This is a genomic window from Staphylococcus sp. HMSC072B07 (assembly GCF_001815505.1).
GTDB lineage: Bacteria > Bacillota > Bacilli > Staphylococcales > Staphylococcaceae > Staphylococcus > Staphylococcus simulans.
Genome location: NZ_KV820917.1, coordinates 13,556 through 39,447, shown reverse-complemented (window position 1 = coordinate 39,447; position 25,892 = coordinate 13,556). Strand labels below are relative to the sequence as shown.

The window sequence follows — 25,892 nt, the reverse complement described above, 5'->3', positions numbered from 1 at the left end:
AATCCTCCTATTTATATATACACGCGTTTAATCGTAATTATTACGATTTATATTGTATAGAAAAAAAGAACGGTGCGCAAGGTGATGAACCTAAACTATGAATGTTTAAAAATAAAGAATTGTCTATTAAATATGCAGAGACTCGTTTTGTATCTTTTGAAAATTTATGCGCAAATATTCGTTTGTGAATTACAAATAATTAATTTTAACTACAAACTTCGTTATAATAAAGATGTCTGAAGAACGGGGGATTATTATGTATGTAGAGAGAAGAGAAACACTTAACCTTAATGCGCTTAAGGAAGATTTAAAACGTAATATCACAAAGTTTCAAGAACAAAATTATCGAATTGAAGAACTCGTGGACTTTGTGAGCTTACATCATTTGTATGCATCAGCGTTAGAAGAAGTCAGTACGAAGTTGAGTATTTTAGATAATGACTTCCAAATCTTATATGAACATAATCCAATTCATCATATGGAACGACGTGTTAAAGAAATCAGCAGTTTAGTACGTAAGCTGGAAACAAGGGGATTGCCAGTAACGACTGACTCTGCACGTCAAAATATTACAGATATCGCTGGAATTCGTGTGGTATGTAATTATTTGGAAGATATTGAAGTCGTAGCTTCTTTATTATTAAGACAAGCTGATGTTAAATTATTAAAACGTAAAGATTATATAGAAAATCCTAAAGAGAATGGATATCGCAGTTTACATCTTGTAGTATCAATACCGGTGTTCTTAACAGATACGGTTGAGTATGTACCAGTCGAAATTCAAATCCGTACGATTGGTATGGATATGTGGGCCAGCCTTGAACATAAATTACGTTATAAAAATGCGACAAATACAGAAGTTTATAAAGATACATTAAAAGAATGTGCTAAAGAGATCGAAACAGTAGAGTATAAGTTGCAGAAAATGCATGGAGACATTTTAAAACAAGTCAGCCATGAAGATTAATCGGAAAGAAGTTGAGTCTATGAAGATTCAACTTCTTTTTTTATGAAAAAATCAATGTAATGTACACAGAGGTACTCAGATGGTTGGTAAATTAGTTATTTGGTATATTTAACCGAAAAAATCCAAAAAAACTTAAAAAACTTTGAAAAATGCATATTTAGTACTTGATTTATGCATAAATATGCGTTATAATTACATACGTAAGGTTGATAGAGGCGATAACTAAAGGAATTAAGTTATTTGACTTTAATTGACCAAATAATAATTATACAAATTTTAACTTGAAAACAAGACATGAAATTGCAAGGACACAATAGATAATGTAGAAGTAGAGAAATAAAAAGAACATGTAATATTAAAGTGTTTTGAATCTTTGACAAGGTGGGTATATTTGAAATGTAAGAAGTAGTTTATCTTGTCAACTAATTGAATATCTGAATTTAAAGCACTTATCTGTTAATAATATGACACGCACAGCGAAAAAGTATTGTGTACTTGCCACAGGAAATAACATAAATGGAAGTGTAAAACAGTTATTTTAAGTCAGACAGAGATTCTTAAAATAATGGATTTTTACCAATTAACGGAGGTTATGAATATATGAATAACGGATTTTTCGGAAATGAATTTGACTCAATTTTTAGAAGAATGATGCAAGATATGCAAAATGCAGATGGAAATAAAAAATATTATATTAATGGTCGTGAAGTATCACCTGAACAATTACAAGCATTACAACAACATCAAGGTGGTCACCCTTCACAACAAGTACAAAGTGCACAACCAGGACAAGCTGGCGGTGGACAAGGCGGCGAAGACTACTTAGAAAAAGTAGGCCGTAACTTAACTGAAGAAGCAAGACAAGGCTTATTAGATCCAGTAATCGGACGTGACAAAGAAGTTCAAGATACTGCAGAAGTATTAAGCCGTCGTAATAAAAACAATCCAATCTTAGTCGGTGAAGCTGGTGTAGGTAAATCAGCAATCGTTGAAGGATTGGCACAAGCAATTGTGAAAGGTAATGTACCAGCAGCAATTAAAGATAAAGAAATTATCTCAGTAAACATTTCTTCATTAGAAGCAGGTACTCAATACCGTGGTGCTTTCGAAGAAAACATTCAACAATTGCTAGACAGCGTTAAAGAACGAAAAAATGTCATCTTATTCTTTGACGAAATTCACCAAATCATCGGATCAGGTTCTACTGGCGGAGATTCAGGCAGCAAAGGCTTATCTGATATTATCAAACCAGCATTGAGCCGTGGTGAAATTTCAGTTATCGGTGCAACTACTCAAGACGAATATAGAAACAACATCTTGAAAGACCCAGCTTTAGCACGTCGTTTCAACGAAGTAGTTGTTAAAGAACCATCAGCACAAGATACAATCAAAATCTTAGAAGGTGTTCGTGAAAAATTCGAAGAACACCACAATGTAACATTACCTGATGATGTATTGAAAGCTTGCGTAGACTTATCTATCCAATACGTGCCACAACGTTTATTACCAGATAAAGCATTAGATATCTTAGATATCACAGCTGCACATTTAGCTGCACAAAATCCCGTAGTAGACAAAGTGGAAGTTGAAAAAGAAATTAAAGAATTAGAAGATAAAAAATCTAAAGCAGTCAGCGAAGAAGCTTATTCTGATGCAGACAAATATCAAAAAGAAATCAAAGAATTACAAGACAGACTTGAATCAGGTCATGGTGAAGGTTCAACAGCAACTGTTCAAGATGTAGCAGACACTGTAGAACGTATGACTGGTATTCCGGTATCACAAATGGACGACAATGATATTGCTCGTTTGAAAAACATTTCTAAACGACTAAAAAGCAAAATCATTGGTCAAGATAAAGCAGTAGATATGGTAGCTCGTGCCATCCGTCGTAACCGTGCAGGTTTCGATGAAGGTAACAGACCAATCGGTAGCTTCTTATTCGTAGGTCCTACTGGTGTAGGTAAAACTGAATTAGCAAAACAATTATCAATCGACTTATTCGGTAATAAAGAAGCGCTTATTAAATTAGACATGAGTGAATACATGGACCGTACAGCTGTATCTAAATTGATTGGTACATCTGCTGGTTATGTAGGTTATGATGATAACTCTAATACTTTAACTGAAAAAGTTAGACGTAACCCTTACTCAGTCATCTTATTCGATGAAATCGAAAAAGCGAACCCACAAATCTTAACTTTATTACTACAAGTAATGGATGACGGTAACTTAACAGACGGTCAAGGTAATGTCGTGAACTTCAAAAACACAATCATCATCTGTACTTCAAACGCAGGTTTCGGTGATGAAGATGAAAAAGATCGCGAAGCATTAATGGACGACCTTAAAAAATTCTTCCGTCCAGAATTCCTTAACCGCTTCAACGGTATCGTAGAATTCGTTCATTTAGACAAAGATGCATTACAAGATATCATCAACTTATTATTAGATGATGTTGCTGATACACTTGATAAAAAAGGTATCTCACTTGAAGTAAGCCAAGATGCTAAAGATTGGTTAATTGATCAAGGTTACGATGCAGAACTTGGTGCACGTCCATTACGTCGTGTGGTTGAAAGAGAAATTCGTGATCGTATCACAGACTACTACATAGAACACACAGATGTGAAAGACATCGAAGTAACACTTGACGGCGATGACATCTTAATCAACGGTGAAAAAGTAGATTCTCTATAATCCACCACGATTGAATAATTAAATCACATTTAAATTTCACGCTCTCATCTATAGAAATATGGATGAGGGCTTTTTTATCACTTTCTTGTAAGCGATTGCAATCTTCGAAACTTTGTATTAATATACTTGTATACAAGTATGTAGAGCGAAAAGAGGTGCGTGATGGAAAAACAATATCCGAAACAATGGTTAGCGAATATGACAACAGGGGAAACAGTTGCGGCTGAGTTACGTTTGAAGATTATCAATGGTGAATTGACATCAGACGATGCCTTGACTGAAAATCAAGTCGCTAAACAATTCAATGTCAGTCGTTCTCCTGTGCGTGATGCGTTTAAATTATTGAAACAAGATCAATTGATTCGTTTAGAACGTATGGGGGCAGATGTCTTAACGTTTGGAGAAGCTGAACGTCGTGAAGTGTATGATTTACGCATTATGATGGAATCTTTTGCGTTTGCGCGTATTAAAGATGAAGAACGTGCAGCGTTAGCTAAAACTATGCGTAAGCATTTAGAGATGATGAAAGTAGCGGTACAGTTTGAAGATGCAGAATCTTTTACTGAACATGATATTTTGTTCCATGAAGTGTTAATTCATGCGACGAAGCACCGTTATTTACTCAGCAGCTGGAATAATATTAAACCTATTTTATTGTGTTTAATATTGTTATCGATGCGAGATAGAATGCAGATGGACCCTGATGATTTTGAAAGAATTCATGCTAACCACGAAGTATACGCACAAGCCGTTGAACATAACGATACGACATTATTACGCGATGCATTCCATCGTAATTTTGATGATGTCGGAGATTATATCAGCGCATTATTTTTAGAGAAGAAATAAGGAGGTCAAACCATGCAGTATATGATTGGAGTCGATATTGGCACAACGAGTACGAAAGCTGTTCTTTATGATGAAAATGGTCAATATTTGTTAAAACATAATATTGGTTACGACATGCAGACGCCAGATGTCGATACCTCTGAAGAAAATCCAGATGAAATTTTTGATGCCGTTTTAATGACGATTAAAGCAGTCATACGAGAAGGCAAAGTAGGACCAGATGATGTGAAGTTAATCGCATTCAGTGCACAAATGCATAGTTTAATTGCGATGGGCAACGAACAAAAACCATTAACACAAAGTATTACTTGGGCCGATAACCGCGCAAGTCGACATGCTGAAGAAATTCGTCAACAACATCACGGACACGAAATCTATAAACGTACAGGGACACCGATTCATCCAATGTCGCCGTTATCTAAAATCTATTGGTTGAAAGATGAGCATCCAGAGATTTATCAACAAGCGACAAAATATATTGATATTAAAAGTTATGTCTTATACCAACTTTATGGACGCTATGTGATGGACCATTCTATCGCTTCAGCAACAGGTATGATGGACCTTGAAACATTGACATGGGATAAACCAGCATTAGATTTGCTTGGGATTACACCAGAACAATTACCAGAACTTGTGCCGACAACATATATCTTAAAAGGAATGAAACAACGCTATGCGACACTATTAGGTTTAAACAAAGAAACACCTGTAGTTATCGGCGCAAGTGATGGCGTATTGTCAAACTTAGGTGTGAACAGCTTCAAGAAAGGCGAAGTAGCGGTTACTATCGGTACATCAGGTGCGATTCGTACTGTGATTGATCATCCAAGAACAGATGAGAAAGAACGTATTTTCTGTTATGTCTTAGATGAAGGACAGTATGTGATTGGAGGTCCAGTAAATAATGGCGGTATTATTTTACGTTGGTTGCGTGATGAATTGCTTGCGAGTGAGGTAGAAACAGCGAAACGTCTTGGTGTCGATCCTTATGATGTTTTGACAAAAATCGCAAGCCGTGTAGAACCAGGTGCGAAAGGTCTGATTTTCCATCCTTATCTTGCGGGTGAACGTGCACCTTTATGGAATGCGGATGCAAGAGGCTCGTACTTTGGTTTAACGTTATCACACCAAAAAGAACATATGATTCGTGCAGCGCTTGAAGGTATTTTATACAATCTGTATACCGTTTATCTTGCGTTAATTGAGATGATGGGTGAAACACCAACGGCCATTAAGGCAACAGGTGGTTTTGCGAAAAGTGAAATGTGGCGCCAAATGATGTCGGATATTTTTGACACGGATTTAATTGTACCTGAAAGTTATGAGAGCTCTTCTCTTGGTGCGTGTGTTCTAGGACTGAAAGCATTAGGAGAAATTGAAGACTTTTCAATTATCGAAGACATGGTCGGAACAACACATGCACATCAACCGAACCAAGAAGCGGTAGAGATTTATCAGCAATTGATTAGTATTTATATTGATTTGAGTCGTAGTTTGGCTCCGCAATATCGTAAGATCGCAGATTTCCAAAGAAAACATTTATAAAAACAAAAAGCCATGAGCCACTGAGAAAAAGCAGTTGAAGTGTCTACCCAAAATTATTAAGCACTTCAGCTTTTTCTTTGACTACTGATGTAAACGCTGTCAGTAAAGGTGCTCATAAGGAAAGCGAGGAAAAGTTATGTTTACAGAAATTTGGCCGTTAATCACGGTGGTCATTGGTATTTTAATTTTATTAGCACTCATTATTGTATTGAAGTTGAACACATTCATTTCCTTAATTATTACATCAATGGTCACTGCGTTGATGTTAGGTATGCCGTTAGATAAAGTCGTTGAAACCGTCGAAAAAGGGATGGGCAGCACGCTTGGACATATCGCAATTATCTTCGGTTTAGGTGCAATCTTAGGTAAGTTGCTCTCTGATGGTGGCGGTGCAACACGTATCGCAGATACCTTAATTGATAAATTTGGAGAGAAACATGTCCAATGGGCAATGGTTGTCGCTGCCTTTGTGATCGGGATTGCGTTGTTCTTCGAAGTTGGACTTGTACTATTAGTTCCTTTAGTCTTTACTCTAGCAAAACGTACGAAAGTATCTCCACTTAAAATAGGATTGCCGATGATTACTGCGTTATCTGTAACGCATGGCTTCTTGCCACCGCATCCTGGCCCAGTCGTTATCGCAAAAGAATTACATGCTTCATTAGGTGAAGTATTATTATATGGTTTCATTATCGCGATTCCAGTTACGATTATTGCAGGTCCGGTATTCGGTAAAATTGCACAAAAATTAACACCGACTGCTTATACAAGAGAAGGTGACATTTCATCATTAGGTGCACAAAAAGAATTTAAAGACTCAGAGATGCCGGGCTTTGGTATCAGTGTGTTAACTGCGACACTTCCTGTTATTTTGATGTTAATTGCTACAGTTGTTCAATTGATTACAGGGAATGTAGACAATTCTAAAAATGCATTTATCGGTATTATCAACTTTATCGGTACAGCTGATACAGCGATGTTGATCGCGGTACTCTTTGCGATGGTTACAATGGGTATCCGACAAGGCCGCAACAACAAAGCGATTATGCAGTCTGTAACAGATGCGATTTATCCAATCGGTATGATGATCTTGATTATCGGTGGCGGCGGTACGTTTAAACAAGTACTGATTGATGGCGGTGTCGGTGATACAATTGCGAAGATGTTCGAAGGCTCAACGATGTCTCCGATTTTACTGGCATGGATTGTTGCGGCAGTTCTACGTCTTGCGTTAGGTTCTGCGACAGTTGCGGCAATTTCAACAACAGGTATTGTATTACCGTTGCTTCAAGCCAGTGATGTCAATGTCGCATTAGTTGTGCTTGCGATTGGTGCCGGCAGTGTAATTTTATCTCACGTTAACGATGCAGGATTCTGGATGTTTAAAGAGTACTTCGGCTTAACAATTAAAGAAACATTCTTAACTTGGTCATTACTTGAAACGATTATTTCTGTTTCAGGACTTATCTTTATTTTATTCTTAAGTTTATTTGTATAGATTTAGAACGCACGTGTCTTTCATTAGATGCGTGCTTTTTTGTTATAGTAAAGATGAAGAGGTGAAGACTATGACACGCATTGTGATAATAGAAGATATTTCGCTTACCGCAAAATACATATTAGAGACTTTGAATCCGGGACACTATGAAATTGTTGTTGTATATGATTCAAATCGAGAACCTGATCAATACCCAGGTATAATTTATCAACCAATGAATTATTTAGACTTAGCGCATTGGCAGAAATACATAGAAAAAGAAGATATCGTGCTGATGAATGCATTGCCTGAAATGTTTGGAGATGGTGTGTGGCATGGTAAGCCTCATGTCCTACGTCAATTAATTAAAGATTATGTATGTGCGGCTGGACCACTTGAAGTGATTGAGTATCATGACATCATCGCATATCAAAAAGTGAAGACGAAACAAGCTGCGTCACTTCAACAAATGTCGGTATCTCAAGACTATACAGCTCATCAAAGTATTATTGCTTATGCGCATTACTTAAAGAAAATGTCTTTGGGTCTTATTCAAGTGAAAGGACAACCTGAACGCTTTGATATTCACTTACTCAATATGAAACGTCCTTTGATTGCGATGAAGCAAGTGCCATTAACGCATGGTGTCAAACTTACGCTTCAAGCAAACAGCTTGTTGTATCAACCTAAAAGTAACGCCTCAGCTTTTTATTTTATTCAAAAGCAACAATCGCTATATACCTGTTTAACGCATTTTACGCCGCGTTTACCTTGGCGCATTTATCAATCTACACAAGCAGTGATACATGAATGGGTGATGCGAGGATTTCACAGTTATTTAAGACGCTTAAATCAGGGTAACGAGAAGTGAAACAAACATAAAACAAACAATCACATTTAGAAAGGAAGAGGAACATGGAACGTCGCTTATTTGAGTTGTTGAAATGGTTAGTGGAACATCCTACAGAAAGTCCGCCAGCACGTAATACAGATCCGTTGCAAATAGAAATACAAAATTACTTAGAAGGATTAGGCTTTGAAGTCAAACGTGAACCTTTATATGAGAATGACAGTATAGTGGTTGGTGTATTAGCGGGTGAAAATAAGGATGCACCGAAGTTGATATTAAACGGTCATGTAGATGTCGCAAATGTAGAAGATCCTAAACATTGGCAATATCCGCCATTTAAATTGACTGAAGTAGATGGTGCAGTGTATGGTCGAGGTGTCAGTGATATGAAAGGCGGCATGGCTTCGCTATTTTATGTTTTAGAACAACTGCATGCACAAGGATTAAAACCAGAAGGTGACATCATTGTACAATCGGTTGTGGGAGAAGAAGTCGGAGAAGCAGGTACTAAGACGGCATGTGAATTAAGTCCTAAAGCTGACTTGGCATTAGTATTAGATACAAGTGATTCACAAGCGTTAGGGCAAGGTGGTGTGATTACCGGCTGGATTACAATACAAAGTAAAACGACAATTCATGATGGTGCACGCAGCCAAATGGTACATGCAGGCGGTGGCCTACATGGAGCGAGTGCGATTGAAAAGATGGCTAAAATCATTACAGCGTTAAAAGAGCTAGAACAACATTGGGCAGTTATGAAATATTATCCAGATATGCCTGCAGGTGCTAATACGATTAATCCAGCGGTTATTGAAGGCGGTCGAAATCCTGCCTTTATCGCAGATACTTGTCGTTTATGGATCACAGTTCATTTCTTACCGGATGAAGATTATCATGAAGTGATTAAAGAAATTGAAGCGTATTTAAATCGTGTGGCTGAAGCGGATGTCTGGTTAAAAGATAATCCACTTCAATTTGAATGGGGCGGTACTTCTATGATTGAAGACCAAGGTGAAATCTTCCCAAGCTTCACACTGCCAGTAGAACATGAAGGTTTCAAAACCTTAGCAAAAGCCCATGAAACCATTCATCACACACCGCTTGAGACAGGTATGTCCACAACAGTGACAGATGGTGGTTGGCTAGATGATTACGGTATTCCGACGATATTGTATGGCCCGGGATTATTAACAGAAGCACATAGTGTGGATGAGAAAATCAATAAACGAGATTTAACGGAGTATAGTGCGGTATTATTGGAATTCTTAAAAGATTGGTATCAACATCCTCAGTCAGAATCAACCATGAAAAAGCAGTAGGCAGAAGAAAATGGAAAATAGAAATGAATAAATGAAAAGACCCGCGGCTTGCGGGTCTTTGCTTATTTCTCACACTTTATTGATATGAGACTTATCTTAAGATTTAAATGTATTTTTTAAACGTGAAATCCAATTACGTCTTGGTTGAGACGTACCCTTGGGACGCGCCTCAGTAAATGGTGTTTTGTGTTTGATAGCTTTTGCTAATTCAACTGCTTGATGCATCAAGTAAAGTTGTGAATTTAAAGGCAGTTGATTGTTGTTAACGTAATGGTAGACGCCATTCTTATCTTGATAACGACCTTTTTGGTTATCAGATAATTGTAAGTTCACAAAGTTTAATAAGCGTTCTCTGATTTTCGCATCATGAACAGGGAATAAAATTTCTACACGTTTAATCATGTTACGTGTCATCGCATCTGCAGATGATAAATAGATTTTTTCATCTCCATTGTTATGGAAGTAGTAGATACGAGAATGTTCTAAGAAACGACCTACAATACTTACAACTTCAATATTGTCGCTCACGCCTGGAACACCAGGTTTCAAACAGCAGATACCACGGATAATCAATTGAATTTTAACACCTGCTTGTGATGCTTCAAATAACTTTTTGATAATCGTTTTATCTGTTAAAGAGTTCATTTTCATAATGATATGACCATTGCCATATTCTTGATGATTTTTGATTTCAGTTTCGATACGTTCTACGAATACATCACGAATATCAAACGGTGCTACAATCAATTCATTGTAGTGAGGTTTGATTGAATAACCGCTTAAGTAGTTGAAGAAGTTAATCGCATCTTCAGCAATACCTTTATGTGTTGTGATGATACCCATATCTGTATAGATTTCCGCTGTTTTATCGTTATAGTTACCAGTACCTAAGTGTACAAATGGTACAAGACGACCTTTTAAGCGTTTAACCACTAATGTAATTTTACTGTGTGTTTTCAGATGTGTCATACCGTAAATTACATGACAACCTGCATCTTCTAACATACGTGCCCAATGGACGTTGTTTTCTTCATCGAAGCGGGCTTTCAATTCAACAAGAACAGTGACTTGTTTACCTTGTTCAGCCGCATATTTCAAACTTTTGATAATCGGTGAATCTTTGCTGACACGATACAATGTTTGTTTAATCGCAATTGTATCAGGATCTTCAGCAGCTTCACGGATGAAGTCGACAATCGGTTCAAATGATTCGTATGGGTGATGGAAGAAAATGTCACGTTTTAACGCTAAATCATAGACATCATTGTAACCTAATGATTCAGGAATTTGCGGCGTATAACGGTCATAACGTAAGTTTGGCAGTTGTGGTGTTAAATAACCAACTAAACCAAATACCATTGTTAAATCTAATGGACCATCCACAAAGTAAACATCATCGTCATGAATTTCTAATTGTTCTTTTAGACCTTCAATGTCTAATTCATTTGTATTACGTGAATCAACTTCTAGACGTACAGCTGAACCGCTTTTACGCATTTTCAAGAAGCGTTCGATTTCGATTAATAAATCTTCAGCACCATCTTCATGAATCGTTAAGTCAGCATTACGTGTAATACGGAATGTGAAAGTTTTTCTGATGTCATAGCCTTGGAAGAGGAATTCAATGAAATAATCGATAACATCCTCAACCATTAAAACGTATTGTTTATCTTCATCTTTTAAAATCATGAAACGATCAATTAGTGATGGAATTTGAACAATTGCTGTATTTGTTGTTTCATCAGTATCTAATTCCACAAAGATATTCAAACTTTTATTAACAAGCTTCGGGAATGGATGATATGCATCAATGCCTAGTGGTGTTAACGTCGGTAAAATATTATTTTTGAATTCTTGTTCTAATTCATTTTGTAACGTTTCATTTAAATCTTGTGGTTTGGTAGTAATCACATTATATTCGCGTAAACGATTCGTCAATTCGTTATAGCGTTCGTACTGTAAATCAACAAGTGGCGTATTTTTTTCTTTTATAGCAGCCAGTTGTTGTTTAGGTGTCATTTGAGATTTGTTCTCGGGTTTGTTGAAGTTCATTTTAACTTGGTCTTGCAGCCCAGCTACGCGGACCATAAAGAACTCGTCTAAGTTAGATGCGAAAATCGCAATAAAATTTAATTGTTCTAATAAAGGATTTGTTTTGTCGCTCGCTTCTTGTAAGACACGATAGTTGAAGTCGAGCCAGCTTAATTCTCGGTTATTGTAAAACTCTGGTTTGTTGAGATCTTTTTCAACGACTTGATTTTCCATAATGACCACCCCATGGTAAGTAAATAGACTTTATTTAAATAAAAAAATTGAAATGACTATGTTCTGTGATGTCATTCAGAGATGTCAGTAATTGCAATTTAAATTTTATATTGAACGCTCAAGTGCAACTTGTTGTATAACTTATTTCATTGTATACAAATGCTTAAATCCACAGAAACATCCATTTGTAACTTAACATATTAATGTTAAGATTTTGTAAAGTTTATTGATACTTTTCCTTTTAATACTTTTTCTAAGTGTTTCTTTTGACGGTTTGCTTGATATTCTTCTGCAATCGGATGACCGGTGTAATAGGCATTTAAAGTATAATGCTCTTTATCATTTTTCACGAGTTCAATACGTTTGATTGGATTGGTATGTGACACATTCAAGGCATCGATGAATTTTAAAATACCGCCAAGAGATTGTAAGTCGCTTAGTTGGTCACTGTTCAACCAACCGGTTTCATCATTATAGAATTTTAATAAGCTTTTATTTTTAAAGCTTGCCATTAACGCTAATTGAACACGATCATGGTGACTAAAACCATCAATCATTGAGTTTGAGATAATGTAATACGTATGTTGTGATGCTGAATCGACATCAATGAAACGACCTAAATAATAAATATAAGCCGCTTGTTTAAAAAGGCGTTGGTCTTTCTCAGATAATTTGATAATGTCTTGTTCTTTTAATTGATCTAATAAGTCACCAGCTAAAATGACACGTTGTTTGGCACCTACACCTTCATGTTTATAGGTGTTAGACAATTGATATAATGCACGGTTACGAACGTTAAAACGATCAAAAGCATCTTTGATCTTTTGGTTGAGTTGATACATCACATAACCTTCACGTAAACCTTTTCTAGAGAAAGTGAATTGTGTCGCATCCACTTGTTTGAATAATGCTTTAAAGACAGCGACAGCAGGTAGAATGATATCTACACGGTCACGACTTAAGCCGTCTAAGTTTGTTAAGTCGTCACGTGAACTGTCTTCAATTAAATCAAAAACTTGATTTAAGTCATCGCCCGTCATGGTATAACAATGCACGCCGCCAATAGGGTAAGCGACTTCAGATTGATGGATACGTGCTACGTTACGTGCAGAACCGCCGACACCGACTAAAGCTACTTTTTGGTTATTGATCCAATCAAGTGAACCAAAGGCTTTGTCTAAGAATTTCTGCATTTTTTTAATCGCATCTTTGTCATTATGATCTTTACCTTCAAAGAATTTACGAGATAAAGTAACGACACCGAATGGGAAACTGTGAGAATGAATTAACTCTTTTCCTTTAAATAACGTAACTTCAGTCGAACCACCACCGATATCGACAGAAAGTCCATCTACAATGGCAGTAGAGTTAATAATCGCATAGAAACCGTAATAAGCTTCATCTAATTCTGGAACGATAGATAGTTTCATACCGATTTTTTTCTTTACTTGTTTTAAAATGTCGTCTCTGTTTTTCGACTGACGAATTGCAGCTGTCGCAATCGGATGCAGTTCGTCTACTTTATATTCATCTGCGACTTTCTTAAAGCTTTGTAATGCTGAAATTAAGACATGGACACCTTCATCATTCATCGTCAAGTCATCTTCTAAATATTGACTTAAACGTGCAGGTGTTTTTATATTTTGTATTTCCGTAAGGCCTGTTTTACTATCGTATTCAAACACAACTAATCTAATGGTGTTTGAACCGATATCGATTAATCCAATGCGTTTCATGAGAACCCCCTCTGATTGCTTAGAAGCAGTCAGCAGACGATTAATCAATTTCTGTCCTGGTAAAATCATATGACTAACTCCTTCTTTTAGAAAAAATGAGAACGCTTAATGCCTGATATGACAACAAGAGTCACATTCTTTACTCACTTTAATTTTATCACAAAACATTACATTCTACATTAACTGTATAGACTAAAATGATAGTAATATTCATTATTTTGAACAAGCAATCGCGTACACTTTAAATTTTCAAATAGGACATAAAAAATAGATAATAGAGATACGTGGAAATGAAAAAAGGTGGTATAATAATTTTATTAAATGGATAAGAAAAGAGGGAACGATATGAAACGCAGCCTTCTCTTTATGGGGATAATTATGTTGAGTCTTTTCGTCTTAGCAGCTTGTGAAAAAGAACAATCAAAAACATATCAAGGCGAATTAGCAGGGGCAGATGTTATTGATACATTAACTTATAAAGGCGATAAAATGGTTAAACAATCAATGATTATGACAATTAAGTACGACGAAAATGGACTTTCGAAAAGTGATGCTGAAAATATTTTAGCTAAACAAGAAAAAGTGTTCGAAGGTTTAAAAGGTGTTAAATACAAAAAAGATATCAAAGAAGACAAAGCAGTTCAAAAAGTAGACATTGATTATAAAGAAGCAGATTTAAAACAGTTATCACATAGAGTCGGTGTGACTGGGCCAAAAGAAGGCAATGACTACGTCGATGTTAAATCTGTAGAACGATCATTGAAAAAATCTGGTTTAACTGTTAAAAAACCACTCAGCGAAGAATAATCTCATCATAAAAACAGCAAGTCACTTCAGTGTGATTTGTTGTTTTTTTATTAAACATTAAGAATGAATTTTTGAAAATATACACAAAAATCACATTAAATAAACGAGTGATATGTTATAATCTTGTTTTGAAACGAAAGCAAGCAGTTAACGTATAAGTAGCTGCTTAGAAAAGGTGATATCGTGAATGAAAACGAACAACGTCCATTAGCTCAAACACAAGATAATCCTTATCAGTCAAATCGTGTAATGAAACGAGATTTTTGGTTGATTCCGCTGTTCTTCCTTGTGATTCCATTAATTACTGCACTAGTGATGTTTCCATTACGTTTAATATATGAAAGCCAATTTGGTGATTTAACAAGGCATACATTTATATTGTTGAATGTGATCGGCAGTTTAGTAGGTCAAATAGTGGTAGTACTGATTTATTACTTGATGCATCGAAAATATATCATACCAATTGCGAAAGCACGTTTTGCGAAAGTAAAACGCTACGCTTGGGTGTTGCTTCTTACATACTTAGCGATGTCTGTCGCACAAGCAATCTATGGTGGATTGATGTTATTACTACCGAAACATCTGCAATTTGATAATACACAAAACCAAATGATTCTTCTTCAACTCTTTGATAATCCTTGGGCATGGCCAGTTTTATTTATTGATATTGTGATTTTGACACCGATTATAGAAGAATTGATATTCCGTCATTTAATTATCCATGAACTCGGTAAGAAAATCGGATATACAGCTGGCGCTATTTTATCCATTATTATATTTGCGGGTATTCATGTAACAGGGGCTGTCTCGCCATTTGAATTCGGTGTATATGCGATCATGGCAGGTGCATTAGTCTTTGTTTATATGTATTCACGTCGTAATTTAGCGGTATCTATTGCTTTTCATATGATTATTAATGGTATTGGCTTTATCGGCATTGTTGGTCAGTTCATTATGGATAAATTTTCATAATATAAAAGCATAATCAAACAATCTAAAGGCTGCATATGCAGTCTTTTTTCATTTCCTAGGAAATAATTAAATTAAATCGCGCATTATATAGACTTTGATGGTTAAGATAAGTTTTTAACGTTTTATGATTTATTTATGCAAATCTGGTTCAGTTTTGTACAATAAAGAAAAAAACAAGAGGTGACAACATGACACAAACAACAAAGACACTAGAAAATCCTTTTGACTCAACTAAAGTTATGAAACGTGATTTCTTCCTATTTCCGTTATCTTTCTTCTTATTATTTGGTGCGGCAGTACTACTGCAACTTGTGCTTGGTCTTTATTATGGTGCCACTAATCGAGAAGTTCCGATGATAAAGTATGAAGAGTTTGGCGGTATCGCACAAGATGCCTCAAGTTTAGGTTTGTTATTCATTTTCTACTTAATGCATAGACGTTATCTGATACCTATCGCGAAAGAGAGGATCAGGCGTGCATTTAAACTATGGTATCTAATTATTGGCGGAGGTATTGTGGTTTTCACTTTAAATGCCGGTATAGGATACCTTATGGAACATGTGTTACACCTAGATAATACGCAAAACCAAGCTATGATTGAAGCTATGTTTGAACATCAATGGTTATGGCCATTCTTATTAATCAGCATTGTTGTCCTCGCGCCAATTGTAGAGGAGCTTTTATACAGACATGTGATTATTCATGAGCTCGGTAAGAAAATTGGCAATGTTCTAGCAACACTATTATCCATTATTTTGTTCGCCGGTATACATATGATGTATGCGACTTCTATATATGAAGCTTTACCTTATGTGATGATGGGTACGGTCTTTTCTATTGTTTATTTGATGAGTCGAAAAAACTTAGCGGTTGCGATTTTGCTTCATGCCTTCAACAACGCAATCGGCTTTATTTTGATGTTATTTTCTTAAGTCATAGATATGCATGAACACTGGCTAAGTATAAAGTCAGTGTTTTTATTCTATACTTAGATAATTGTCATATTTTTCAAAATTGAAATATGTTAAATTGTATAAGAAAGGGAATAGTAAGGTGATGGATAATGTCATCTCTCTAGATTGAAGAAAAGGAGCAGTAGTATGGCGATTTTAGAATTAAAAGATGTGTGCTACAAAGCGGATAAACGTCTGATTATTGACCATTTAGACTTAACGGTTAAAAAAGGCGAAAAAATCGCAGTTGTAGGACCGTCCGGCAGCGGGAAAAGTACGCTGTTTCATTTGTTGTGTGATTTAATCAGTCCGACGAGCGGTCTTATGTATTATAACGGTAAGGAATACGATGCGTATGAGCCGGAAACATTACGTCAACGTATCAGTTATATGCCGCAAGAAACAGATTTATTTGATCGTACAATCGGAGAAAATTTAGCGTTTCCTTCTATTGCGCGAAATGACAAATTCGATAAAGACAGAGCGTTAAAACTATTATCAGAATTTGGTTTAGGTCATTATGATTTAGACACTAACGTTGAGTTTTTATCTGGAGGAGAACGTCAGCGTATCTGTTTAGCGCGTCAGTTGATGTACATACCAGATGTTTTATTATTAGATGAGGCCACAAGTGCTTTAGATGCGGATAATACCGAGAAAGCAGAAGATGTTATTTTTGGCTTAGCGAAAGATGAAGGGGTATCAATTATGTGGATTACCCATAGCTATGACCAAAGTATGTCACACTTTGACCGTCGTGTGGATATTGTCGATGGTAAAGTCAATAAAGATAAGAAAGGGGTAATTGATGTATGAGTACAACAGCCTTAGCCCTGACGGCACTGTTATTAATTATCCCGATTGCAGTCTCTATTAAAGAGAAATTAAACATAGCAAAAGATTTAATCATCGCATCGATTCGTGCAGTAATTCAGTTAGTTATCTTAGGTTACATTCTGCATTTCATATTTGATTTGGATGAACCGTGGATTTTAATTTTATTCGTCTTAATCATTATTATTAACGCTTCATGGAATACAATCAGTCGTGCATCTAAAGTGATGCACCATGTCTTTTGGATTTCATTTGTATCTATCTTTATCGGTACCGCAATTCCATTAGCCGTGATTGTCTTTGTGGGCGCTATTAAATTTACCGGCAATGAATTGATTCCTATCGCAGGGATGCTTGCGAATAATGGATTAATTGCGATTAACCTTGCGTATCAAAACTTAGATCGTGCTTTTGTAAAAGAATACGGTACAATCGAATGTAAACTTGCATTAGCCGCAACACCGAAGTTAGCGTCTAAATCAGCAGTAAGAGAAAGTATTAAACTTGCGATTGTCCCAACGATTGATTCAGTGAAAACATATGGTTTAGTTTCTATTCCAGGGATGATGACAGGTATGATTATTAGTGGCGTGGACCCGCTTCAAGCCATCAAATTCCAACTCTTAGTTGTCTTTATCCATACCACTGCGACAATCACAACAGCACTCATCGCAACATATCTAAGTTATAAACAATTCTTTAACCATCGTCATCAACTCATCGGCAGTATGATGGAAGATGAAGATGATGATAACTAAATCTACATTAAACAGAGCTGTAAAGCTGGGAAACTATTTCTGCTTTACAGCTCTGTTTTTTTAGCGAATATTGAAAAATAAATTCATCCACTTACATTTTGATTTCAATTCAACTATAATGGAAAGGTTGAAAATATTAATTTTACATACAAAAGAGAGGAGGCAAAGAGAATGTCAGTTATGAGAATAGTGACGTTTATTATCAGTGTGTTTATTGTCGGCATGGTCGAAATGATGGTTGCTGGGATAATGAATTTAATGAGCGCGGATTTACATGTTTCAGAAGCGTGGATTGGCCAATTAGTGACATTATATGCAGTTACTTTCGCCGTTTGCGGCCCGATTCTAGTCAAAGTTACTAATCGTTTCAGTGCGAAAACAGTATTACTTTGGACCATTGCAGTCTTTGTCTTCGGTAATGCGTTAATTGCGGTATCACCGAATTTTACATTACTGATTATTGGACGTATTATTTCTTCAGCTGCCGCAGCTTTGATTATTGTTAAAATTTTAGCGCTGACAGCTATGCTGACGGCACCACAGAATCGCGGTAAAATGATTGGTATTGTGTATTCAGGATTCAGTGGTGCGAATGTCTTCGGCGTACCGATCGGAACGATGCTTGGAGGATGGCTCGGTTGGCGCGCGACGTTCGTTTTTATTATCGTGGTTAGTGTCGTAGCTGCTTTCTTAATGATGCGTTACTTACCGACACCTGCTGAACTGTCCACTGCGTCAGGTGATACATCTGATACGTCGTCACAATACAAAATTTTAAACCGTGCAGAAATCATTAAATATTTAGCAGTGACCTTTATGTTGCTGACTGCGAATTCAATTACGTTTGTCTACATTAATCCGTTGATGCTGACAAATGGTTATGACATTCAATTTGTCTCTATTATATTATTAGTAAATGGAATTGCCGGAACATTAGGGACATCCATGGGTGGTTTCCTTGCAGATAAATTAACTAGTAAGACTTGGTTATTAATTGCCGCAATTGCGTTTACGTTATCTTTAGCCGCAGTTAACTGGTTTATTACGAATTCTATCATCATTGTATTAATCATCTTTATTTGGAATATCATGGAATGGAGTACTAACCCAGCCGTACAAAGTGGTTTGATCGACCACGTGAAAGGCGATGCGAGCCAAGTGCTCAGCTGGAATATGTCTAGTTTAAACGCAGGTATTGCAGCGGGCGGTATGATTGGTGGCTTAATCGTCTCAAATATCGGTGTACATGCGGTTGCTTATAGTTCAAGTATCTTAGGCATTGTGATTGTATTAATTGTCTTAAGTATTAAACAAACACAAAAGCCACAAATATAAACAAAACGCTTAATCCAATTTTGGGTTAAGCGTTTTTCTTATTCGAAAATATAAGCATCTTCAATTGTTGTATAAACAGACCAATCCACATGACCCTCTGTCACAAATTTGCCTAGTGTGTCCATCATCTGTTGCATCAAAGTATGTGTATGAGGCGTTATAGGAAGATGATAAGCATGTAAGATATCTGTATGACCAAACCAAAAAATGACATCTAAAATATGATAAGGTGTTTTAAAATTTTGAGATGCTGGTGCACTCCAATTAAAACAGTAGAGCCATTTCTTCTTATATTGATAATGATCTAACCAACGTAAGGATGGTTGTTTAAATTCATAATAGGTGATTGCTTCTGACTGGCCCTTGCCCGTTGTGATATCAAAGGCAGCTGTATTTACGGTTACATCATTATTTTTCATGATTTCTAAAAAGCGCTCAGGTGCTAACTTGCGTGATTCATTACGGATATAACAATCACCTTCTTGTTCAGTGAAACCCACTAACACAGGCCACTTGTCAGGGGTTGTATCTACCATAGTGGATTCATCAAAGATAGGACTGTAAATTAATTCTAAACCTTTAGAAGGTCCGTACTGCGCTAAATCTTCTTCTAGCGCATGCATCATTTGATGTGTTGAGAGTGCTGCTAAGTTGGTGGTATCATAAAGTTTTGTAACTGTATTCAGAAAATGTTGCGCAGTGTTTTGACTGTGTTGTACCTCATCAAAACGTAATGGGCCACTCATTAAGACCGCTTTATGAAAAAGAGGTTGTGCTGCTTTTAGATGCATTAATGCTTGAATACTCATGGCACCTGCAGACTGTCCACACAAAGTGATGTTGTTAGAATCTCCACCGAAGTCTTCGATGAATTGGTTGACCCACAATAATGCGGTGAATTGATCGGATAAGCCGCAGTTCATATCGTAATCTTCATGAATCGCATTAAAATTCAAATAGCCGAGTGCACCTAAACGATAGTTGAACGTAATGACAATGACTTGCGCATGTTCAGCGAAGGCTTGTGGGTTATAAAGTTCAGCAGAACCGTGACCATTGAGATAACCGCCGCCATAAAACCAAATCATAACTGGTAATTTTTGATTGAAAGAAGCGGCGATGGGTTTCCAAATATTTAAATATAAGCAATCTTGGCTTTGGTGTTTAATCTTAGGCACTTGTGTGTCTTCAGGATGTGTAGAGAAAAACGCTTCAAGTTTATTAAAGGGTTGGGGCGGAATGGCTTTAAATTGATCAGCATGTAAAGGTTCTGACCATGTTGTTTTAAGTTCAGCATGTTTAAAGCGTCTTTCGTTAATGGGCGGATAAGCGTAAGGAATACCAAAATACGTTTCACAGTGTTGTTTAATTTGTCCGATAATCGTGCCTGCTTTTGTGTGTCTTGTAATAGATGTCATCATACTCGCTCCTTTCCTCTAACATAGCATAAAAAAAGAAACAGCTGAGAGACATAACATCTGTTCAGCTGTTTCATATCATTTATTGTGATGAAGTTTTAGCTTCTGCTTGGCTAGAAATATCTTTTTCTAAAGTTTGGTTGATTTCTACTGCGTTCTTATAGTACTTACTTTCAAAGTAACTGCCGATACCGATTTTATAGAAGACTAAAGCGACGATAATAATGACTATAAAGTCATATGGATAATGAATCCAGTTAATACCGTTAAAGTCTTTACTGCCGATAAAGGATAATCCTGAAAGTACAAGTAAATAGATAATCAACCATAGACTGCCGCGCAATTGATTGCGAGTATTTTCCCAGTTTAATTTGTATTCATAGAAGAAGTACATCGGTAAACCTAGAATAATGATAAAGATAACTTTCGCAGTCGTCGGCCACATTGCCCAATAAATCGCAAGTGACGTTAAGGCGAACGATAAAGGTGCCGCTATTTTCAAGAAGCGTGCTTTAAATGGACGATGAAGTTTTGGCCCCATCTTTCTTAAAGCCATCGCTGTTGTCGGCCCTGTTAAATACGCAACTAATGTTGAGGTTGCGATCACGGTTGCGAGTGTACCCCAAGATCTGAATAACGTCACCATAACCATTGCTAGAATGGCATTGACAATAATTGCGACTCTTGGAATATTATATTGTTTGTTGATACGGCCTAAAATTTTAGGAATATGTCCATTTTTCTCCATAGCGCTTAATACACGACCTGTTGAAGCAACGAATGAGACCCCAGTTCCAAATGGTGAAACGAATGCTTCAATGTATAGTAAAATCGCTAGCCAATTCAAGTTTAATAGGATGGCTAAGTCAGCGAAAGGTGAGTTGAATTGAATACCTTTCCAGCCTTTATCAGCGACCATATTTTCAGGCATAGATGTAATAAAGACACTTTGTAGAACGACATATAATAACGCAGTTAATGATAAACAAATCACGATACCGCGTAAAATGTTTTTCTCTGGTTTTTCAATTTCAGCACCCATGTTGATAATGGTTTGGAATGCGTTGAATGAAAAGATAATTCCTGATACTGTAACTGCCGCAAATATCGGTGCAGTACCATAAGGAATGAAACTGCTTAATGAATGACCATAGTTTCCTGGATGGAAACCTGATAGTAATAATAAGATGACTGTTAATGTCGGTACACCTAATTTAAAGAATGAGATTAAACTTGTAAAAGATGTAAGAACTTTCACTGACCAATAGTTTAACAGTGAAAAGATAATAATAATGACATATACAGCGAATAAACCAATATTACTGATTGTACCGTCTTTCATCAGAACACTTGTGAACTTTGCCCACTCCCAAGGCCAAGAACTCATGTATTGTACAGCAGATACGGCTTCAATCGGGATAATCGTAACTAAAGCAACCCAGTTCGCCCAAGAAGCGATAAAGCCGAGTAATGAACCGTGTGTATATTGTGCATAGTTGCTCATCCCGCCAGATTGCGGCAGCATTGTCGCGACTTCGATATAGTTATATGCGACTAAACTGATGATGATGAAACCAATCACCCATGAAAAGATTGCTGCAGGACCTGCAACAGATGAAGCTTCCCATGCCCCGAACAGCCAACCTGAACCGATTAATGAACCAAGTCCAAGTAACACAAGCTGTGACAGGCTGATTTTACCACTATTAGTTTGTTTCATAGTAAAACTCCTAAGTTTCAGAGAACATGCTCTCTTTATTTGTAAAGCAAAATAAGCTTGCTTCATTTTTAAATCAGGCAAACCTAACTCATGATAGAACATTATACGGAAAATTCAGATGACGTCAACAGGAAAAGGACAGGTTTATATTTTATGAATGAAAACGCATGAAAATACGATATAACGGTGGTTTTTGTATATTCATTAATGGTGATAATACGTAAAAAACTGTCGTGGCGCATTTTCTTGTTTTAATATATTTAATGATTATGCATAGAGAAAAAGTAGAAAACAAATTAAAATGCAAGAAAATCATCGCTTATAATCAAGACAATCAATGACAACTCTGGAATGAGAAAGAAAAAGAGAAAAATAAGTGAATGAGTGTTTTAGAATACAAAAAGTGTAAAATTGAGGATTAGAAAAATAGATAAATGGCTATGGTATATTAAGCCTGTAAAAAAAGGAGCACAACAATGACAAAGAACAGATTAAATGATAAAGCAGAAGCATATTTCACACGTGCGCAAGAGTGGCATGATGAATATAAAGCACTACGTGCTATTATCTTGAAAAATGAAGACTTAACAGAGGATTACAAATGGATGCATCCATGTTATACCTTGAATGGTAAAAATGTGGTGTTGATTCATGGTTTCAAAGATTATTGTGCGTTATTGTTTCATAAGGGTGCTTTAATGAAGGATCCAGAACATAAGTTGATTCAACAAACTAAAAATGTACAAGCAGCAAGACAATTACGTTTTACATCACTTGCTCAAATCGAAGCAGAATCAGAAATGATTGCAGCTTATGTGGATGAAGCAGTGGAAATTGAGCATTCTGGTAAAAAGGTCGAAATGAAAAAGACTGAGGAGTATGACATGCCGCAAGAATTACAAGCAGCGTTGGAAGCGGATGAACAGTTAAATGAAGCATTTAACAATCTTACTCCTGGGCGTCAGCGTCAGTATATGTATTTTATCGGCCAAGCCAAACGGGAAGCTACAAGAAAAGCGCGTGTTGAAAAATACAAAGCTCAAATTTTAGCAGGTAAAGGTATGAATGATTAGTCGTTTTAAGTAATTTAGTTACGCGGTAGGGATTAAATATTGATTTAATCCACTCTAAATTATGAAATTTTGAAAATATGTCAATTTTTTTCAAAAAATTTCGCGATTAATCCGACCAAATGGTTTAGTTTGTGTTATAGTTATAAAGTACACTATTAATCAAGTAAGTCGAAGATACAATTTTTAATTTATTGTATTGAACAAAAGAACAGACACTGTTGAACAGCGCTGTATTATAACGTAGTTGAGGTGAAGGTTGCAGCGCAACCGAATCTAAAGCAATTAACAAGTCATTTGCGACTTTGTTTAGGAACTTATCCGTTAAGTTATTGAAACATTGGGCAAGTGATTTTTTTATTGACTGCTTTTAGGGTGTGTACAGAGAACAATAGACAGACTGTTCTTTACTCACAACTTAGAACTTACTTTAGGCTTAAACAAATTCGATAAAGAAAGGAATTACTTTAATGCTTAGTATTAAGAACTTATCTAAGGTTTACCCTGGAGGTAAAAAAGCGGTAGATGATATCTCGCTTGATATTCAATCAGGGGAATTTGTTGCATTTATTGGTACAAGTGGTAGTGGTAAAACAACTGCTTTACGTATGATCAATCGTATGATTGAAGCAACGAAAGGACAAATTACGATTGATGGCAAAGATGTCAGAAAGATGAATGCGGTAGAATTACGCCGCAGTATTGGTTATGTGATTCAACAAATCGGTTTAATGCCGCACATGACAATCAAAGAAAACATTGTACTGGTTCCAAAATTATTAAAATGGCCAGAAGAAAAGAAAGATAAAAAAGCACGTGAGTTAATTAAATTAGTTGACTTACCAGAAGAATACTTAGATCGTTATCCATCTGAATTATCAGGCGGACAACAACAACGTATCGGGGTTGTACGTGCTTTAGCAGCTGAACAAGACATTATCTTAATGGATGAACCGTTCGGTGCTTTAGACCCGATTACACGTGATACATTACAAGACTTAGTTAAAGAGTTACAACAAAAACTAGGTAAAACATTTGTTTTCGTTACACATGATATGGATGAAGCAATCAAACTTGCAGATAAGATTTGTATTATGTCTGAAGGTAAAGTCGTTCAATTCGACACACCAGATAATATTTTACGTCATCCAGCGAATGACTTCGTACGTGATTTCATCGGTCAAAACCGTTTGATTCAAGACCGTCCGAATATGCGTACAGTAGAAGATGCGATGATTAAACCAATTACAGTTCGTGCAGACGATTCATTAAACCATGCGGTTGATGTGATGCGTCGTCATCGTATCGATACAATCTTTGTGGTAACTAACCAAGACAGATTCTTAGGTTACATGGATATTGAAGATATCAACCAAGGATTACGTGCAGGTAAAGAACTGATTGATACAATGCAACGTGATATTTATCGCGTAAATGTGAATAGTAAATTACAAGACACAGTACGTACGATTTTAAAACGTAACGTACGTAACGTGCCGGTGGTTGATGATCACGACACATTAGTCGGCTTAATCACACGTGCCAACTTAGTAGATATTGTTTATGACAGCATTTGGGGTGAAGGTGCTGAAGAAGCGCTACAAGAATCTGAAGCATCAGGTATTAAAGAAGCACCGGTAGAAATGAATCACGAAAAAACGTCGGATGCAGGAGTTGAGCGATAATGAAAGAATTCCTTCAAGAATATGGCGGCGAACTGATTCAAAAGACGGGCGAACATTTCTTTATTTCTATTGTTGCGCTTCTCATCGCTATCGTCGTAGCAGTGCCGATCGGTATTTTGTTAGCTAAAACTAAAAAAGCAGCAAGTATTGTATTAACAACAGCAGGTGTGCTGCAAACGATTCCGACACTTGCAGTATTAGCCATTATGATTCCAATTTTCGGTGTAGGTAAAACACCAGCAATTATCGCATTGTTTGTGTATATCTTATTACCGATTTTAAATAACACTGTATTAGGTGTTCAAAATATCAACCCAGATGTTCGCCAAGCAGCGATCAGTATGGGAATGACAAAATTCCAACTGATGAAAGATGTTGAGATGCCTTTAGCATTACCGTTAATTCTAAGTGGTATCCGATTATCAAGTGTGTATGTTATCAGTTGGGCAACACTTGCAAGTTATGTAGGTGCAGGCGGTTTAGGAGACTTCGTCTTCAACGGATTGAACTTATATAACCCAATCATGATTGTGAGTGCTGCAGTACTTGTTACAGCATTAGCATTAATTGTCGATTACGTACTACGCGCAGTAGAAAAATGGGCAGTACCAAAAGGCTTAAAAGCATAA

General features: G+C 36.4%; 19 protein-coding genes and 1 pseudogene. 16 read left to right on the top strand and 4 right to left on the bottom strand.

The window, feature by feature from the left end; translation table 11 throughout:
- Window positions 1–256 precede the first annotated feature (256 nt).
- The 7 genes and pseudogenes from HMPREF3031_RS08700 to HMPREF3031_RS08670 form a co-directional block, all read left to right on the top strand.
- Window positions 257–967, top strand: a complete 711-nt coding sequence (locus HMPREF3031_RS08700; RefSeq protein ID WP_002479792.1) for a GTP pyrophosphokinase — start codon at window positions 257–259, stop codon at window positions 965–967.
- Between the two features lie 600 nt (window positions 968–1,567).
- On the top strand, window positions 1,568–3,667 hold the full coding sequence (locus tag HMPREF3031_RS08695; RefSeq protein ID WP_070724820.1) for an AAA family ATPase: 2,100 nt from the start codon (window positions 1,568–1,570) through the stop codon (window positions 3,665–3,667).
- A 162-nt stretch (window positions 3,668–3,829) separates the two neighbouring features.
- A complete protein-coding gene (locus HMPREF3031_RS08690) occupies window positions 3,830–4,516 on the top strand; it encodes a GntR family transcriptional regulator (RefSeq protein WP_002479790.1) in 687 nt (228 codons plus the stop codon).
- Window positions 4,517–4,528: 12 nt separating this feature from the next.
- Complete coding sequence (gene gntK / locus HMPREF3031_RS08685) at window positions 4,529–6,064, top strand: gluconokinase (protein ID WP_002479789.1); 1,536 nt, start codon at window positions 4,529–4,531, stop codon at window positions 6,062–6,064.
- A gap of 136 nt (window positions 6,065–6,200) precedes the next feature.
- Window positions 6,201–7,562, top strand: a complete 1,362-nt coding sequence (locus tag HMPREF3031_RS08680) for a gluconate:H+ symporter (RefSeq protein ID WP_002479788.1) — start codon at window positions 6,201–6,203, stop codon at window positions 7,560–7,562.
- A 70-nt stretch (window positions 7,563–7,632) separates the two neighbouring features.
- Window positions 7,633–8,412 (top strand): hypothetical protein, encoded by a 780-nt coding sequence (locus HMPREF3031_RS08675; protein ID WP_002479787.1) that lies wholly within the window; start codon window positions 7,633–7,635, stop codon window positions 8,410–8,412.
- 41 nt (window positions 8,413–8,453) lie between these two features.
- Window positions 8,454–9,710 (top strand): annotated as a pseudogene (locus tag HMPREF3031_RS08670) (acetylornithine deacetylase); the annotation flags it as partial.
- 96 nt (window positions 9,711–9,806) lie between these two features.
- Here HMPREF3031_RS08670 and HMPREF3031_RS08665 read toward each other — a convergent pair.
- Entirely contained in the window at window positions 9,807–11,975 is a 2,169-nt protein-coding gene (locus HMPREF3031_RS08665; RefSeq protein WP_002479785.1) for an RNA degradosome polyphosphate kinase, read from the bottom strand.
- A 206-nt stretch (window positions 11,976–12,181) separates the two neighbouring features.
- Window positions 12,182–13,711 (bottom strand): exopolyphosphatase, encoded by a 1,530-nt coding sequence (gene ppx / locus HMPREF3031_RS08660; RefSeq protein ID WP_070724829.1) that lies wholly within the window; start codon window positions 13,709–13,711, stop codon window positions 12,182–12,184.
- A 345-nt stretch (window positions 13,712–14,056) separates the two neighbouring features.
- Here ppx and HMPREF3031_RS08655 point away from each other — a divergent pair, with 345 nt between their 5' ends.
- The 6 genes from HMPREF3031_RS08655 (at window position 14,057) to HMPREF3031_RS08630 (ending at window position 19,370) form a co-directional block, all read left to right on the top strand.
- Complete coding sequence (locus HMPREF3031_RS08655; RefSeq protein WP_002479783.1) at window positions 14,057–14,518, top strand: DUF1307 domain-containing protein; 462 nt, start codon at window positions 14,057–14,059, stop codon at window positions 14,516–14,518.
- 183 nt (window positions 14,519–14,701) lie between these two features.
- A complete protein-coding gene (locus HMPREF3031_RS08650) occupies window positions 14,702–15,490 on the top strand; it encodes a CPBP family intramembrane glutamic endopeptidase (RefSeq protein WP_002479782.1) in 789 nt (262 codons plus the stop codon).
- Window positions 15,491–15,678: 188 nt separating this feature from the next.
- Complete coding sequence (locus tag HMPREF3031_RS08645) at window positions 15,679–16,422, top strand: CPBP family intramembrane glutamic endopeptidase (protein WP_002479781.1); 744 nt, start codon at window positions 15,679–15,681, stop codon at window positions 16,420–16,422.
- Window positions 16,423–16,590: 168 nt separating this feature from the next.
- Window positions 16,591–17,259, top strand: coding sequence for an ABC transporter ATP-binding protein (locus HMPREF3031_RS08640; protein ID WP_002479780.1), 669 nt, complete (start codon window positions 16,591–16,593; stop codon window positions 17,257–17,259).
- Window positions 17,256–18,035: an ABC transporter permease gene (fetB, locus tag HMPREF3031_RS08635; RefSeq protein WP_002479779.1), complete on the top strand. Its 780-nt coding sequence runs from the start codon at window positions 17,256–17,258 to the stop codon at window positions 18,033–18,035. Before HMPREF3031_RS08640 ends, fetB begins: the two co-directional genes overlap by 4 nt.
- A gap of 171 nt (window positions 18,036–18,206) precedes the next feature.
- The gene (locus HMPREF3031_RS08630) at window positions 18,207–19,370 is read left to right on the top strand and encodes an MFS transporter (RefSeq protein ID WP_002479778.1); all 1,164 of its coding nucleotides are present in this window, start codon (window positions 18,207–18,209) and stop codon (window positions 19,368–19,370) included.
- Window positions 19,371–19,408: 38 nt separating this feature from the next.
- Here the strand turns inward: HMPREF3031_RS08630 and HMPREF3031_RS08625 are convergent, their stop codons facing one another.
- Complete coding sequence (locus HMPREF3031_RS08625) at window positions 19,409–20,788, bottom strand: carboxylesterase family protein (RefSeq protein ID WP_037556068.1); 1,380 nt, start codon at window positions 20,786–20,788, stop codon at window positions 19,409–19,411.
- Between the two features lie 82 nt (window positions 20,789–20,870).
- Window positions 20,871–22,508 carry an APC family permease gene (locus HMPREF3031_RS08620; RefSeq protein WP_002479776.1) on the bottom strand — a complete coding sequence of 546 codons (1,638 nt, stop codon included), beginning with the start codon at window positions 22,506–22,508 and terminating at the stop codon, window positions 20,871–20,873.
- Between the two features lie 476 nt (window positions 22,509–22,984).
- On the opposite strand from HMPREF3031_RS08620, the gene HMPREF3031_RS08615 reads away from it, so the two are divergent.
- From HMPREF3031_RS08615 to HMPREF3031_RS08605, 3 genes are all read left to right on the top strand, one after another.
- Window positions 22,985–23,581, top strand: coding sequence for a YdeI/OmpD-associated family protein (locus HMPREF3031_RS08615; protein WP_061054603.1), 597 nt, complete (start codon window positions 22,985–22,987; stop codon window positions 23,579–23,581).
- A 467-nt stretch (window positions 23,582–24,048) separates the two neighbouring features.
- Complete coding sequence (locus tag HMPREF3031_RS08610) at window positions 24,049–25,263, top strand: betaine/proline/choline family ABC transporter ATP-binding protein (protein WP_002479773.1); 1,215 nt, start codon at window positions 24,049–24,051, stop codon at window positions 25,261–25,263.
- Window positions 25,263–25,892, top strand: coding sequence for an ABC transporter permease (locus HMPREF3031_RS08605; protein ID WP_002479772.1), 630 nt, complete (start codon window positions 25,263–25,265; stop codon window positions 25,890–25,892). The genes HMPREF3031_RS08610 and HMPREF3031_RS08605 overlap by 1 nt, the downstream gene beginning before the upstream one ends.